The sequence below is a fragment of the Micromonospora citrea genome (genome assembly GCF_049629545.1).
Taxonomy (GTDB): domain Bacteria; phylum Actinomycetota; class Actinomycetes; order Mycobacteriales; family Micromonosporaceae; genus Micromonospora; species Micromonospora citrea_A.
This window is the reverse complement of the sequence record NZ_JBNADX010000004.1, coordinates 14911-30842: the sequence shown is the minus strand read 5'-3', so window position 1 is coordinate 30842 and position 15932 is coordinate 14911. Positions and strand designations below refer to the sequence as shown.

General features: G+C 69.2%; 6 protein-coding genes and 3 pseudogenes. 5 read left to right on the top strand and 4 right to left on the bottom strand.

All coding sequences use genetic code 11. From position 1 onward, the window contains the following. Positions 1-219 precede the first annotated feature (219 nt). Entirely contained in the window at positions 220-3348 is a 3129-nt protein-coding gene (locus tag ACPFP2_RS06300) for an ice-binding family protein (protein ID WP_424087026.1), read from the bottom strand. Positions 3349-4042: 694 nt separating this feature from the next. Continuing rightward, positions 4043-5230: pseudogene (locus ACPFP2_RS06295) on the bottom strand (IS110 family transposase). 506 nt (positions 5231-5736) lie between these two features. On the opposite strand from ACPFP2_RS06295, the gene ACPFP2_RS06290 reads away from it, so the two are divergent. The 5 genes and pseudogenes from ACPFP2_RS06290 to ACPFP2_RS06270 all read left to right on the top strand — a co-directional run. Beyond that, positions 5737-8499 (top strand): LuxR C-terminal-related transcriptional regulator, encoded by a 2763-nt coding sequence (locus tag ACPFP2_RS06290; protein WP_424087024.1) that lies wholly within the window; start codon positions 5737-5739, stop codon positions 8497-8499. A 148-nt stretch (positions 8500-8647) separates the two neighbouring features. Continuing rightward, positions 8648-9475 (top strand): LPXTG cell wall anchor domain-containing protein, encoded by an 828-nt coding sequence (locus tag ACPFP2_RS06285; protein ID WP_424087021.1) that lies wholly within the window; start codon positions 8648-8650, stop codon positions 9473-9475. 14 nt (positions 9476-9489) lie between these two features. Then, positions 9490-10050: a DUF3558 family protein gene (locus ACPFP2_RS06280; RefSeq protein ID WP_424087019.1), complete on the top strand. Its 561-nt coding sequence runs from the start codon at positions 9490-9492 to the stop codon at positions 10048-10050. Between the two features lie 49 nt (positions 10051-10099). Beyond that, on the top strand, positions 10100-12325 hold the full coding sequence (locus ACPFP2_RS06275) for a S8 family serine peptidase (RefSeq protein WP_424087018.1): 2226 nt from the start codon (positions 10100-10102) through the stop codon (positions 12323-12325). A 240-nt stretch (positions 12326-12565) separates the two neighbouring features. Beyond that, positions 12566-12748, top strand: a pseudogene (locus ACPFP2_RS06270) (nucleotidyl transferase AbiEii/AbiGii toxin family protein); the annotation flags it as partial. A 442-nt stretch (positions 12749-13190) separates the two neighbouring features. Here ACPFP2_RS06270 and ACPFP2_RS06265 read toward each other — a convergent pair. Further along, positions 13191-13890: pseudogene (locus ACPFP2_RS06265) on the bottom strand (transposase); the annotation flags it as partial. 123 nt (positions 13891-14013) lie between these two features. Beyond that, entirely contained in the window at positions 14014-15477 is a 1464-nt protein-coding gene (locus tag ACPFP2_RS06260; RefSeq protein WP_424087017.1) for a multicopper oxidase family protein, read from the bottom strand. Between the last annotated feature and the right edge of the window lie 455 nt (positions 15478-15932).

Below are 15932 nucleotides of genomic sequence, written 5' to 3'. Positions count from 1 at the left end.
GCACCGGGTGATGACGCAGACCCAATCGCGGGTGTGCTCATCGATTCGTCTCGGTGCGGCCCCCACTCCATTTGGTCACCTCAACAAGGGGGCATGTCCGGCGCCGGTTGCCCCTGGGCGGATATCGCCGACGATCGCCCTGCGCCGCATCGGCCATCGATACCCCGACAGGTCCTGAGAACCCCGACCGATTACACGATCAACGCTCAGGACGAGGCACTAGGCGATTTGGCGCCTACGCCGGACCAGCCGGTGGCTCATCACGATGAGCATTCCACCGAGGCCGAGCATGGTCAGTGCGACCGTGGCGTAGGTCGAGATCCGGCTGCCGGTGACGGGCAGCATGCCCTTACGGACCGTGATGCTTGCCGAGGCAGGAGAGCCTGGACCGCTTTCGATCGAGGTGGCGGCCGTCGTGTTGACCTTCTTCCCCGCGGTCTTGCCGGTGACGTTCACCGACACCGTGCAACTCTCGTTGGCGGGCAGGGTCGCTCCGGCCAGGCTGATGCTGCTGCCGCCGGAAGTCGCGGTGACCGTGCCGGAGGCGCAGTTGGTCTGCGCGGCGTTGGGATTGGCGACCACCAGACCCGAAGGCAGGTTGTCGACGAAACCGACTCCGGTCAGCGACGTCGCCGGGTTGGGGTTGCGGAGGGTGAAGCGCAGGGACGTCGTCCCGTTCAGGGGGATGGTGTCGTCCCGGAATGCCTTGGCGAGCGTCGGTGCTGCGACGGCGCCGACTGTGATGCTTGCCGAGGCAGGAGCACCGGGGCCGCTCTCGTTCGAGTCCACCGGGCCGCTCGTGTTGACCTTCGTACCGCTGGTCGTAGCGGTGACGTTCACCGAGAACGTGCAGCTCCCGCCACCCGGCAACGTCGCACCAGCCAAACTGATGCTGCCACCGCCGGCAGTCGCGGTGATCGTGCCACCACCGCACGAACCAGTCAGACCATTCGGAGTGGCCACCACCAACCCCGCAGGCAACGCGTCAGTGAAACCGACCCCGGTCAGCGGCGTATCCGCGTTGGGGTTGGTGAGGCTGAAACCCAGCGCGGTCGTCCCGCCAACCGGAATGGTCGCGTCATCGAAAGCCTTGGCGATCGTCGGTGGCGCGACGACCGCCGCGCCGACGGTGACGGTTGCCGAGGCAGGGGCGCCCGGACCACTCTGAACCGAGGTGACGGCAGTGGTGGTGTTGACCTTCGTTCCGGTGGTTGTGCCGGTGACGTTGACTGACACGGTGCAGCTTGCGTTGGCCGGCAGGGTGGCGCCGAACAGGCTGATGGTGCTGCTCCCGGCAGTCGCAGTGATCGTGCCGGAGGCGCAGTCGGTCTCCGCGCCATTGGGAGTGGCGACCACCAGCCCCGCAGGAAGGTTGTCGACGAAGCTGACACCGGTCAGCGTCGTGTTCGCGTTGGGGTTGGTAAGGGTGAACTCCAGCGCCGTCGTTCCGTTGAGCGGGATGGTGGGGTCCTGGAATGCCTTGGCGATTGTCGGTGCTTCCGCAACCCTGACGGTGATGCTCGCCGCGGCGGGGGTGCCCGGGCCGCTCTCGTTCGAGTCCACCGGACTTGTCGTGTTGACCTTCGTACCGCTGGTCGTGCCGGTGACGTTCACCGAGAACGTGCAACTCCCACCAGCCGGCAACGTCGCACCAGCCAAACTGATGCTGCTGCTACCGGCCGTCGCGGTGATCGTGCCACCACCGCACGAACCAGTCAGACCATTCGGAGTGGCCACCACCAACCCCGCAGGCAGCGCATCGGTGAAATTGACTCCGGTCAGCGGCGTGCTCGCGTTCGGGTTGCTGAGGGTGAAGCTCAGCGATGTCGTCCCGTCCGCGGCGATGGTCGTGGCCCCGAAGGCTTTGGAGATCGTCGGTGGTGTGGCGACGGCAACCGTGACGCTTGCCGAAGCGACGGCGCCCGGGCCGCTCTCGTTCGAGTCCACCGGACTTGTCGTGTTGACCTTCGTACCGCTGGTCGTAGCGGTGACGTTCACCGAGAAGGTGCAACTCCCACCAGCCAGCAACGTCGCACCAGCCAAACTGATGCTGCTGCTACCGGCCGTCGCGGCGATCGTGCCACCACCGCACGAACCAGTCAGACCATTCGGAGTGGCCACCACCAACCCCGCAGGCAACGCGTCAGTGAAACCGACCCCGGTCAGTGACGTATCCGCGTTCGGGTTGGTGAGGGTGAAACCCAGCGCGGTCGTCCCGCCAACCGGAATGGTCGCGTCATCGAAAGCCTTGGCGATCGTCGGTGGCGCGACGACCTCCGCGCCGACCGTGACGGTTGCCGACGCGACGGCGCCCGGGCCGCTCTCGTTCGAGTCCACCGGACTTGTCGTGTTGACCTTCGTACCGCTGGTCGTAGCGGTGACGTTCACCGAGAAGGTGCAACTCCCACCACCCGGCAGCGTCGCACCAGCCAGGCTGATGCTGCCACCACCGGCCGTCGCGGCGATCGTGCCACCACCGCACGAACCAGTCAGACCATTCGGAGTGGCCACCACCAGCCCGGCGGGTAGCGCATCGGTGAAAGTGACCCCGGTCAACGCGGTACCCGCGTTGGGGTTGGTGAGAGTGAAACTCAACGACGTCGTCCCGCCAACCGGGATCGTCGCATCTTCGAAGGCCTTCGAGATGGTCGGGGGCGCGATGGATGCGGCACAGAACGGTCGCGTGATCGTGTTGTGGATCAGCGTGACGGCGCCGTTGCGGGCCAGCACCCGTCCGGCGACGGTGGCTCCCTCACCCAGAGTCGCCGACTGCAACGCCAGGATGCTTCCGACGAAGACGGTCCGGGTGTTCAGGGTCGCCGAGCTGCTGACCTGCCAGAACACGTTGCACGCCTGGGCGCCGTTGACCAGACTGACCCGGCTGTCAACCGCGGTGATCAGATCGGACCCCGCTTGGAAGATGAACACCGAGTTGGGATCGTTCTGCCCGTCCAACGTGACGGTGCCGGTCAGAGACATGGTGGCGGGTGACGTGTACACCCCGGCGACCAGGGTTTGCCCGCCGAGTTCGCCCACCGTGCTGGTCGTGGGCTCGGCCGCGGCGAAGTTGTACGCCGTGGTCAGATCGGACTGGGCCTGCATCGCCTCTGCGTCGCCGATGTGCGTGGCGCCGTTCACCACGGGAGCCCCGGTGACCGACGTGCCCGGCCAGACACCCAGATCCCCGTTGATGACCGAAGGACCGACGGGGGGCGGAACGTCGGTGACCGCCTGACCGGCCAACACCCCGTAGGTCTCGGCAACCCCCAACGGCACCGGAGACTGGGCCCAGGCCGGCGCCCCCGCGACGCCGACAAGGATCGTCGTAGCGGCGACGGCCCCCGCCATCAGCATCGCAGTGGACCGACGACGCACGCGATACGCGAGCCAAACGGATCTCGACACGGATTCCCCCACCAATAAAGCCCGCCAGCGGGCAGAGATTCAGAACGCGAAAGCTGTACCGACGCTCGCGATGAGCACCCAAAAGCCTCGGACCGGAGTGTAGCGGTGCAAACATGCTTCAAACCGACAAGATGCACTAAAACGGCAGTAACCAGATAGGTCCTCGTATCGCTCGTCCAGTCCTGCTGGCCGTGTCTCACAGCGAGGCCCGGCGTCGGAATCGGGCGCGGCACGTCGCATGAGGCCAACCCGGCGCTCCGTGGGAAGTGAGGCTGAGCAGCGCTTATGCACTTCCGCTGAGCTTCAGCAGGCGATCACAGCGACACGCACGTGCGACCGGCGCAGGACGCCTGGAAAGAGAGAAGCCGCAGGTCATCAGCCTGCGGACACAAACGGAGCGTCGGGTTTGGAAACCGATGCTCTATCCCCTGAGCTACGAGGGCGCGAAGGCCTAGTCTAGCGACCTGCGGGTTCACCTGGGGTGGCAGGGAGTGACCCACGTTCACCCACGTCACCCGGACCCCTGTTCGCCCAGCCCAGGACCACACCCGGAGTCTCCATGTGACTCCCATTGATCTTGGCGGGCAGGGCGGAGTGGCCGGCGCGATGGATTCGCGTCGGCTTGGAGCGTGCTGGTTCAGGCTGCGGCGCGGACTGCCGGCGTCGGCCGGGCGAAGGTTTTGCGGTCGCGGATGAGTGCCCAGAGGACGTCGACGCGTCGTCGGGCGAGGGCGAGTATGGCCTGGCGGTGGTTTTTTCCTTCGGCGCGTTTCTTCTCGTAGTACGCGCGGGAGGTGGGGAATTCCCCGGCGGCGGTGAACGCGGCCATCCACAGAATGTGCCGCAGTCTCAGTGGTAGCGGCGAGGCTGCCGATGGTTGCCGGAGACCGTTCCGGAGTCGCGGGAAACGGGCGCCAGGCCGGCGTGGGCGGCGAGTTTCGCGGGGCTGTCGTACTCGGTCATGCCGGCGGTGTGGACGAGCAGTTCGGCGGTGAGCAGGGCGCCCATGCCCGGCAGGCTCCCGATGATCGGCGCTAAGGGGTGGTGGTCAAGCTGCTCGGCGATGAGGTCGTCGACAGCGGCGATGCGTTGTTCGAGGGCGAGGATTTCGGTGGCCATCTAGCCGACCACCACGGCGGCGGCGCGTTGCACGGGCAGGGTGACGGTCTGCTGTCGGGCGGCGGCGACCATCGCTTCGGCGACCTGGATGGCGATCTTGACGTGGCCGCGTCGGAGCAGGGCGGTGATCCGGTCGACGCCGGCGTGCCGGATCGCCGCCGGGGTCTGCCAGCACGCGAGGACATCATCGGCCCCTTCCGGTTCAAGTCGACCGCACGTTCCAGGGCGGGGCTGATCCCGGTGAGGGGTTCCTGCATCCGGAACAGGGTCGCGACGCGCTGGCCGACGAGGTCGGCGCGGTAGCCCGTCAACACGGTCAGCTCGGCAAGCAGCCGGTCGGAGGGTTCCAGGATCGGGATGTCGGGGCGCATGCGGATGGTCTGGGCGATGACCACCGCGTCGCGGGCGTCGGTCTTGTTCTCCCCGGCGAACGCGGCGGCCATGTGGAACGCGACGGTGCCGGAGACGTAGCGGACCTGGACCTGCCTGCGCCACAGCAGGGTCAGCAGCAGCGCGGACAGGCCGGTGGTGACATCGACCGCCCAGCAGACCGGCCGGCCGTGTGTCGACACCTCGGCCATGACGGTGAGTAGGGCGGTCTCGTCGATGGCGACCCGGCGGAAGTAGACGAGCCGACCGTCGCCATCAACGGCGGCGACGGGTGGTGGGTCTTGCCAATGTCCACGCCGATCCACAGCTTCGCCACCCTCGCGCTCCTTCATCTGAATGGATCTCTCTGTCGGGCCGTCGTCTGTGGGTTCGGGTTTGCCGGCACCTTCTACCAATGCGAACGCAGGTCGCGGGTCTCCATCAGCGGTCCACCGAATCTCGCAGACGACGAAGCGGCGGGTGGCATCTCCTACCGTCAGCCAAACGATCTCGACGAAACACACGCAGCCATCCCCACCCCCGGCCCCGCGGGCACGGCGATCCCAACCTCCCGCCGTCGCTGGCCGGCGCCTCGGACACGATGTGCGAGACCCGGGGAGCTTCGGCCTTCCATCGAGCGCGGTAATGGTTACGGTGCGGGACGGGCCAAGGATTTGAGGCCAGCGGGAGTTATGCGGCTTGAGGTTCCGGCTCTGATTTGATGGTCCAGACCTTTTCGAGCAGATCGAGGATCTTGGGCAAGGAACGGTTGGTAGTCGACTCCACATCGCTCCCCTGCATCGGATCGTTGCCGGTTGGCCGCGGGCGACTAGTGTGCCGACCATGGCCCGGCCGGTGCAGGAGTCGCCGCTGATCGGCCGTGAGCTGGAGCTGGCCACGGCGGTCGAGTCGCTGCGTGCCTCGGACGGACCGGGCGCGCTGATCGCCGGATCAGCCGGCGTCGGCAAGAGCCGGCTCGCCCGCGAGGCGGTCGGACACGATGCCATCACACGGGTACGCGGCGCGCGAACCCTCGCTGTCCATGGCGCCGCCGACTCCGCCGAGCTGGTGCTCGGCGCGTTGGCCGGTCTGCTCGGCCCGCCGGGGCCTGACCAGACCAGCCTCAGCCCGGTGCAGGTCGGCCTGCTCGGGCTACGCCGGATCGCCGCGCAGGAGCAGGGCCGGGTGATCCTCTCAGTCGACGACGCGCACCTGCTGGATCCGGTCTCTCTCGCGGTGTTGCACCACGCCGCTGTCGACCGGACTCTCACCCTGCTGGCGACCGTACGCAACGATCAGTCGGTCCCGGATGCGGTCACGGCCCTGTGGAAAGACGCCGGAGTAGTCCGGATCGACCTCGCGCCGCTGAACCCGTTGGCGTCCGAGGCGCTACTGACCGCCCTGCTCGGCGGCCCAGTGGAGGGTCGGACTCTGCGCCAGTTGCGGGACACCGCCGCCGGCAACCCGCTCTTCCTACGCGAGCTCGTCATATCTGCCGATGAGGCCGGGTTGCTCGACCAGACCGGTGGGCTGTGGCGGCTTACTGGCCCGATGACCGCCGTACCCCGGCTGACCGAGCTGTTGGCCAACCGCCTCGCCGCCACCTGTTCGGCCGAACGCGACGCGCTGGAACTGCTTGCCGCCGGCGAGCCGGTCCCACTGCGGCTGGCGGTCGCCCTCGTCGCCGAGGACACCCTGGAGGCCCTGGAACGCCGAGGTCTCCTCTCCGTCAGCCCCGCCGACCCGCCGGTGGTCCGGCTCAGCCATCCGCTCTACGGCGAACTGCTGCGTGCCGGCACCCCGGCGTTCGGCCGCCTGCGGCACCTGCGGCGGCTCGCCGACGCGTCCGAGCCGGAGACGACCTGTTCGGCATCGGCCGGGTGCGGGGAGGATCGGCTGCGGGTCGCCCGCTGGCGGCTCGACGCCGGCGGCCCGGTCAACCCGCAGGTGATGCTGGCCGCCGCGGAACAGGCGACCAGAAACCGGGAGTACGCCCTAGCGTACCGGCTGGCCGACCGGGCCTTCCAGGCCCACCGTGACGTCGCCGCCGGGCTGGTTTCGGTACGGGCGCTGGTGCAGCTCGGCCGCGTCGGCGAGGCACTCGCCCGCTGCGCCGAGCTGACGAAGCTGGCCCGGTTGGCCGAGAGCGATCTGGACCGGCTGCTGGTCGCCGTCGAACACGCCGAGATCCTGGTACACGCGATGGACGACGTACCCGCTGCACGCAGCGTCGTCGAGCGTGCCCGCCAAGACCGAGCACGGGTGACCGGCGCGGACCCGACCGCCGCCGGCGACCCGGCGGCCTGCCCACTGGCCGCGTTCGACCTGTACCTTCGCTCGGTGCAACTGGACTGCACGGTGATCGAACCGTCCTTGGCGGTGATCGGCAGCGATGCACCGATGCCGGCCCGTTTGGCGGCCAGCGGCGCGGCTGGCGGCGCTCTGCTGGTCGCCGGCCGGTACGCCGAGGCGGAGGCACTGATAGCGCACACCATGCCACTGACCGGCGGGAACATCGGCGGTAGCCAGCTGCAGGCCGCCGGCGCGTCACCCGCCGCTGCCGCGTTGCGCTGTTACCGGCCCGACCCGGCCGCTGCCCTGGAGTTCGCCGAACACGGCTACCAGGCCAGTCTGCATCCGACCAACCCGGTCAGCCAGGCGCTGCACGCACTGGTGCTCGGCCAGATCGCTCTGGTCCGCGGCCGGCCACGCACCGCGTTGCGCTGGGCGCGGGAAGCCAAGCTGGTCGCCGAAGAGATCAGCCTCCGTCCGGTGTGCCGCTGGTCCGTCGCCGTTGGACTGCAGGCCGCCGCGCAACTCGGCACCGACGCCGACATCGAGGGTCTCACCGCCGATCTGCACCGCTACGCGGGCGGACCACGCTCGATGCGGCTGTTCGACATCGACGTCGCCCGCGCGTACGCCTGGCGGGGTGCAGTCGTCGGGGACGGTGGCGTCGGTATCGGCGTGCTGGCGGCGTCGGTCGCCGAACACGGCCGGCTCGGCGCGGTAGGTGCAGGGGCGCTGGGCGCACTCGATCTGGTGCGGCTCGGTGCCGGCGCGCGAGCGGTGACGCTACTCGCCGCGTATCCGCCGCCTCCTGGCTGGCTGCTCGGTCACACCGTGGTCCGGTACGCCGCCGCCGCGCAGGCCGCCGATCCGGCCGGACTACTGAATGTGGCCCAGCAGTTCGCCGGGTACGGGATGCCGTTGCACGCCGCCGAGGCCGCCGCTCTGGCTGAGGCCGCCGCCCGAACCGGCGTCGCCACCCGCGACAGGGCTCCCGGGTCGGCCGGCGGCGATCCGGCGGTGGCAGCCGGCGCGCACCTGCTCGCCGAGGTGCAGTTGGTGTCGACCGGCGAGCCGGCCAGCACTCCGGCGCTGCGACGCCGCGGCCCGGTCAGCCAGTTGACCACACGCGAGTGGGAGGTGGCGTTGGCGGCTGCCCGTGGTGAATCCGCTCGGGGCATCGCCAGCCGGCTGCATTTGTCGGAACGTACCGTGGAGAACCACCTGCATCGGGCGTACGCCAAGCTCGGTGTCTCTGGCCGTGCGGAGCTCCGGGCAGCCCTCGGCCCGCATGGAGGCTCAGCTCGGCGCGGTTGAGTACCCGGGCACTCATGCTGGATCACCAGCGCCAGTGGTGGGCTCGGACGACCCGACCACCGTGCCGATCACTCGCCACCGCACGCCTCCCTTCGAAGGGCCTTCCCTCATGCGTCGCAGATCGTCCGTTCTCACCGCCGCAACACTCATGACGATTGGCGGTCTGCTACTCGGCACCGCCACGCCGGCCGTCGCCGACCCGCCGATGGTCAACTTCGCGGACCTCTGCGGGGCGGTCGGTTTCTCCTGGGACACCGGGACGATCGGAGGTGACGACGCCTGGCAGACCACGGTGGTGCGCAACGACGCCGTGATCGACGAGTTCTCGATGCGTTCCCGGGGAAGCGCGGAGTACGGCGCCAGCGACGGTGACCTGTTCGAGATCCGGCGCGAGGGCCTGCCGACATCGAGCTACCTGCACCGTACGCCGGAGGGCTGCACCGACGCGCCGCTGCTGACCGTCACCCCGACCAGCGGCTGCGACGGGCTGGTGTTGTCCTTCAGCAACGAGGGAACCCGGCCGGTTCCTGGAATCCAGGTCCTCGCCGACGGCTACCCACCGTGGGAGGTGGCGCCGCTCGCTCCCGGTCGCACCGCGCTTGAGCTGCCGCTGGTCGACGGCGACCCGTTCTACGTCCGTGGCCCGCGGGCCGGCGGTGGTTGGTCCACCTGGTTGACCGGCACCCATGTCCGGCCGACCGACTGTGCCGTCGAGCCAAGCCCGAGCCCCAGCGGCGACCCGGGCCCCAGCGCTGGCCCGAGCGCCGACCCGAGCCCAAGCGTCACCACGCCGAGCGCGAGCGTCACCACGCCGGGCGCGATCGTCCCGCCGGGTGCGAGCGGCCAACTGCCGATCACCGGCGCCCAGACCGCACTGATCTCCATCGCTGGACTGGTCCTGCTCGGCACCGGAGTGGCGCTGTTCGTCGTGACCAGGCGTCGCCGGGTCAGCTTCAGCACCGCCGGACGGCAGTGATCTGCGTGGGCACCATGGCGATCATCCGACGGTACGGCGTACGACTCCTCGCGGTCGCGTGCGCCCTCACAGCCGTCGGCTGCGGCGGACCGGACGACACCCGGGTGCCGGCCGGGGAAGCGACGGCGGTGTCCAGTGGTTCCCAGTCGGCCCGACCGGCGGAGCCCGCCCGAGACGAGGGGGCCACCGCAGTTGCCGTCTGCGAGCTGCTGACCATCGCCGAGGCCGGTGACCTGTTCGGCGCCGCCGCCACGGTCGACAGCGGCGAGGAGTCGACCCGCGAGTGTGTCTGGGTGGGCCGCGACGGCGCGATGCACCAGCTCCACCTCCAGGTCTACACCGGACGGTCGTTCTATTCGCCGGCGCGCTGGGGAGGCACCGGCGAACCGGTGACCGGGCTCGGCGACGAGGCGTTCCTGATCCGCAGCAGCCCGCTCGGGGTCACCGCCGGCACCCGCGACGGTGAGCAGGTCGTCTTCCTCAACTACCAGATCCTGCTCAGCACGAACGCCGAGCCGGCGCAGCGGGCCGACAACGTGACGCGACTACTGCGTACCGCTGTCGACCGGCTCTGAGACCAACCACCCGATCGGAGCGACCGTCATGTCAACCGTCCGGTATCGCTTGCCCCGCCTTCGCTGGCCTCGTCTCACCGCCGCGGCGCTGCTCACCGCGACCCTGCTCGTCTCGACCGGGCTCACCCCGGACGCGTCGCCGGCCTCCGCCGCGCCAGCTGGCAAGGAAGACATCGCGGACTCCCACGTGGTGGTCCTGGCCTTTGACGACAAAGAACTCGACGACAAGGACAAAGAAGCGACCAAGGAAAAAATCGACAAAGCTGTCGCCAGCCTGCTCGCCGAGTACCCCGGAAAGCTGACCCACACCTACTACCACGCGCTGCCCGGCTTCGCCGTGCACATGTCGAAGCAAATCGCCGAAGCGCTGGCCAAGAGCCCCCTGGTGGCTTACATCGCGCCGCAGATGGAGATCGAATGGCTCGGCGGCGAGCAGCGCCCCCCGTCGTGGGGGCTGGACGTCATCGACCAGCGCCGGGACTTCGACGGCAGCTACCGGTGGGACTCCGACGGCACCGGCGTCAACGCGTACGTCGTCGACAGCGGGATCCGGACGACCCACGAAGACTTCGGCGGACGCGTGGTCAGCACGGTCACCTTCGGCCAGAGCGACGTGGGGCCGGGCGGCTCGCACGACTGCCACGGGCATGGCACGCCGATGGCCGGGACCATCGGGGGCCGGCTGCACGGGGTGGCCAAGAACGTCCGGCTGCACTCGATCCGGCTGGGCTGCACCACGGCGACCACCGCCGACATGATCGCCATCATGGACTGGCTGCACGTCAATGCGGTCCGCCCGGCGGTGGTCAACCTGAGCTGGCGGGTGCCGGGGATACACCCGCCACTTGACGCCGCGGTGACCCGGGTGGTCGACCGGGGGATCACCGTGGTCGCGGCGGCCGGCAACAGCGACCATGACGCCTGCCGATTCTCCCCCGGCCGGGTGCCGGCGGTGATCACTGTCGGTTCGATACATGCGCTCAAGGACCGGATCCGGGGCACCTCCTGGGGCCCGTGTGTCGACCTTTTCGCGCCCGGCGAGCAGGTGACGACCACGACCAACGACAGTGACACCGCGACGACCAACCTCGGCAACGGTACGTCGATCGCCGCCGCACACGTCACCGGCGCGGTCGCCCGCTACCTGGACCGTTTCCCGGACGCCTCGCCCGAGTTGGTGGCGACCACCCTGATCAACGAGGCAAGCAGGGACCGGATCACCGACATCGCGGGCTCGCCGAACCGGGTGCTCTACCTGGACCGCAACGGCCCGGGCAACGACGGCTTCGGGCGTACCGGATCCGATGTCGACGGCGACGGTCGCGACGACATCGTCACCTTCACCCGGGGTGCCGCCGCCGACGTGTGGGTGGCGCTGTCCACCGGATCCGGGTTCACCGCCGGCACCAGATGGCACGAGTATTTCAGCGCCGGTGAGGAGATCCCGCTGCTCGGCGACGTCGACGGCGACGGCCGCGACGACCTGATCACGTTCACCCGGGGTGTCTCCGCCCACGTGTACGTGGCGCTGTCGACCGGCACGTCGTTCGGGCCGTCGCAGCTCTGGCACAGCCGCTTCGCGGTGGGCAACGAAACCCCGGTGGTCGGTGACTTCAACGGCGACGGCCGCGACGACATCGCCACCGTCACCCGGGGCATCCGGGTCCACCCGTCGACCAACCGTACGGTCTTCGTCGCACTCTCCAACGGCAGCCAGTTCGTCGGCACCGGAGTCAGCTGGACCAGCGGCTTCCCCGGCGCAGACGCGATACCGCTGGTCGGTGACTTCGACTGCGACGGGCGCGACGACCTGGTGGCGGTCGACCGGGTCGGTGCAGGCATGCTGCGGGTCTCCGCCTCCCAGGGCGACCGGTTCGCGCCGGCGACGTACTGGGGTCACCCGCTCGCCCTCGGCACAGACGTACCGGCGGTGGGCGACGTCAACGGCGACGGCTGCGCCGACCTGGTCGGATTCGCCAGAGGAGAGCGCCGGTCGGTGGTGGTCGCACTGTCGATGGTCCATTCCTGGTCATTGCGCCAGTTCGGTACGGCAACCGTCTGGCATCATGACTTCGCCGGCGCAGTGCAGGTGCCTGGCATCGGTGACTTCACCGGCGACGGTCGCGACGACGTGATCGCCTTCACCCGGGGCTCCGCAGCGGACGTCTACGTCGCCCCGGCGACGACCGGATCGTCGTTCTCCACCGACGTACGCAGGTGGAGCGACTGGTTCTCATACGGCACCGAGATCCCGATGCCGGCCGCCCTCTGGTGAGCCGTAGCGGCCGGTGGTGCTGTCTTGCGGGGCCGAGCCCACCGGTCGCGGGTGCGGACCGGGCCGCTGGGGCGCCGGTGCTTCATCCGGTCGGAGAACATCTGGTGGTGGCGGATCGGCGCCAGGTCGAGCCGGCCGTGCAGGTAGGCGGCGTCGGTGCCGCGGCGTCGACCGGCGGCGTGCCGTCCAGGGCGGCCTGGTGCCGGCACAACCGGCAGTACCCGTTCTCGATCGCCAGGTCGCGATCGCAGCTACACCCGCGAAGCCCTCCTCACCCTCGCCCAGCGCGCCGACCGTGGCTTCGACCGGCGCGGCTTCGCCGACGCTCTCGGAAAAGCCACCCTGCTCGATCCTGACGACTTCGCCCAGTACGGCGTCGCGGGCCGAGCGCTGGACAATCTCCGTAGCCGATTCGCCGAATGACGCCGTGAACTGCTCGACAAGGATGAACCCGCCGAGGATGACCCGACTCCCGACTCGCGGCAGCGATAAGCCTGCACACGCAGGACCCCACAACACTCCAGCTGATCTTCGGCAAGCGATCACAGCAAGGCCGCGAAGCGCGGGCACACACAGGGTAGAAAACAAGAACCCGCAGGTCAGGCAGCCTGCGGACACAAGCGGAGCGCCGGGTTAGGAAACCGATGCTCTATCCCCTGAGCTACGAGGGCGCGAGGGCCTAGTCCAGCGACCCGGGGGTTCACCTGGGGTGGCAGGGAGTGGCCCACGTTCACCCACGTCACCCGGACCCCTGTTCGCCCAGCCCAGGATCACACCCGGAGCTCCATGTGACTCGGGGTGATCTTGGTGGGCAGGGTGGGGTGGCCGGCGGGACCGGGGTCGCGTCGGCGGGGAGCTTGCTGGTTCAGACTGCGGCGCGAACCGCTGGTGCCGGTCGGGTGAACGTCCTGTTGTCGCGAACGAGGGCCCAGAGGACGTCGACGCGTCGTCGGGCGAGGGCGAGCATGGCTTGGCGGTGGTTATTGCCTTCGGCGCGCTTCTTTTCGTAGTAGGCGCGGGAGGTGGGGCATTCCCCGGCGGCGGTGAACGCGGCCATCCACAGAATGTGCCGCAGTCTCCGGTGGTATCGGCGGGGCTGCCGATGGTTCCCGGAAACCGTACCGGAGTCGTGGGACACCGGTGCCGAGCCGGCGTGGGCGGCGAGTTCGGCGGGGCTGTCGTATCCGGTCATACCGGCGGTATGGACCAGCAGTTCGGCAGTGAGCAGGGTGCCCATGCCGGGCAGGCTGCTCACGATCGGCGCGAGGGGGTGCTGGTCCAGGTGTTCGGCGATGCGTTGCTCGAGGGCGAGGATCTCGGTGGCCAGCTGCCCGACCACCACGACGGCGGCGCGTTGGCCGGGCAGAGTGACGGTCTGCTGCCGGGCGGCGGCGACCATCGCCTCGGCGACCTGGACGGCGTTCTGACATGGCCGCGTCGGAGCAGGGCGGTGATCCGGTCGATGCCGGCGTGCCGGATCGCGCCCGGCGTCTGCCAGCACGCCAGCACATCATCGGGGCCTTCCGGTTCAGGTCCACGTCCCGCTCCAGGGCGGGGCTGATCCCCGGACTGATCCGGCCCCGCCAGCCGGCCACCTTGCCGCTGTTCATGATCCGAGCGGCCGTGCCGCAGCCGCAACTGTCGGGCGATGCTGCTGTTGCCTGCCCCGGATGCGACTGCGGGTGGGATCAGATGATCCTGAGATTGGCCATCATGCCCATCGCGCTGTGGTCGACCATGTGGCAGTGATACGGGTAGACGCCGCGCCAGGTGTCAAAGGTGGCCTGCAACCGCACGCTCTGTCCGGGCCAGACGATCACGGTGTCCTTCAGGCCGGACTCGGTGGGATCGGCCGGCGCGCCGTTGCGGTCGAGCACCCGGAACTGCACCAGGTGCATGTGGAAGTTGTGCGGCATGAAGACGTTGGCGTTGGTCACCGTCCACTCCTCGGTGCTGCCCCAGGCGATGGTGGTGTCGATCCGGGCCGGATCGAAGACCTTCCCGTCGATGTACGCCTGGTGTCCATCGGAGCCCGTCTCGTCCATCCGCAGCTCGATGCTGCGGCGCACGGTCGGTGTGGGCAGCGGCGGCAGGGTACGTAGCCGTTGCGGCACCGACGTGCGGTCCGGCCCCTTGGCCGGTACGACGTCGAAGCGCATCACCTGGCCGACCATCTCGGCCGGACCGGGTCCCATCAGGTTCTGCAGCACCACGGAGGTGCCCGGCTGGTAGCGGGCGAAGTCGATCACCACGTCGAGTCGTTCGCCGGGTGAGAGCATCAGGTATGGCATGGTGACCGGTGCCTCCAGCAGGCCGCCGTCGGAGCCGATCACCGCGAGGTCCCCGCCGTCGGCGAGCCGCAGCAGGAAGAACCGCAGGTTGCTGGCGTTGACCAGGCGGAAGCGGTAGCGGCGGGCCTCCACCTCGAAGCGCGGCCACGGCCGACCGTTGACCAGCAGGGTGGTCCGGTTGTCGGCGTCGTCCATGTTCCAGACCAACTGGGCGTCGGCGTCCAGATGCGCGTCGCGGAGCACCAGTGGGACATCGAATCGGCCTCGGGGCAGCGGAAGTGCCGCCTCGGTGCGGTCGGTGAGCAGGTAGAGGCTGGACAGGCCCCGGTAGAGGTGCTCGGCCTCCATGTGGTGGGTGTGGTCGTGCATCCAGAGCGTGGCGTGCGGCTGCCGGTTCGGATAGGTGTAGACCCGCTCGCCGCCGGGTGGAATCACGGCGTGGCCTGAGCCGTCGTCCTCGGGGGCGGTGGCGCCACCGTGCAGGTGCACCGCCGTGGGCACGTGCAGCCGGTTGCGCTGGCGTACCACCACCCGCCGGCCCGAGGTGGCGCGGATCGTCGGGCCAGGTAGGTCACCGTTGTAGGTGTACACCTCGGTGCGGCTGCCCGGCACGATCTCCAATCGCCTCCGGTGCATGGTGACCGAGTAGTAGTCGGTGGTGGCGGTCCGCAGCACCGGGCGCAGGGTCTGCGGCACGGTCATCGGGACGGTGAACGGGGTCACGGGCGTGGCTGCCGGTGCGGCGACCCGTGCCGTTGCGGGTGCCGCGCCGAACTGTCCGGACAGGCCGGCCAGGCCACCGGTCGCCCCGGCGATGCCCGACGCCGCGCCGAGGCGCAGCAGTTGACGACGAGTGGACAAGGCAGTTCCTTCCCCAGAAGGTTCGCGGGAGTCCGGCAACCGCCGGTGGCTGGTGGACCGGGCGGTCGTCACACGCACGATGATGCCGGGAATCCCATCGGGAGAAGACCCCTATTGACCGCACACTCAGCTCGGTCTTCCGCGATTAAGGGTGACTGCATGCGGAACGTTCATGAGCCGGCGTGGCACTGCGTACGCCACCGACACGGCCAACCACGCAAAGCGGCACTGAGCAGCGTCATGCACCTCTGCTGATCTTCAGCAGGCGATCACAGTGACCCGCGCGTGCGACCGGGGCACGGGACCTGAAAAAAGAGAAGCCGCAGGTCATCAGCGTGCGGACACAAGCGGAGCCTCCGGTTAGGAAACCGATGCTCTATCCCCTGAGCTACGAGGGCGCGAGGGCCTAGTCCAGCGACCTGGGGGTTCACCTGGGGTGGCAGGGAATGGCCCAC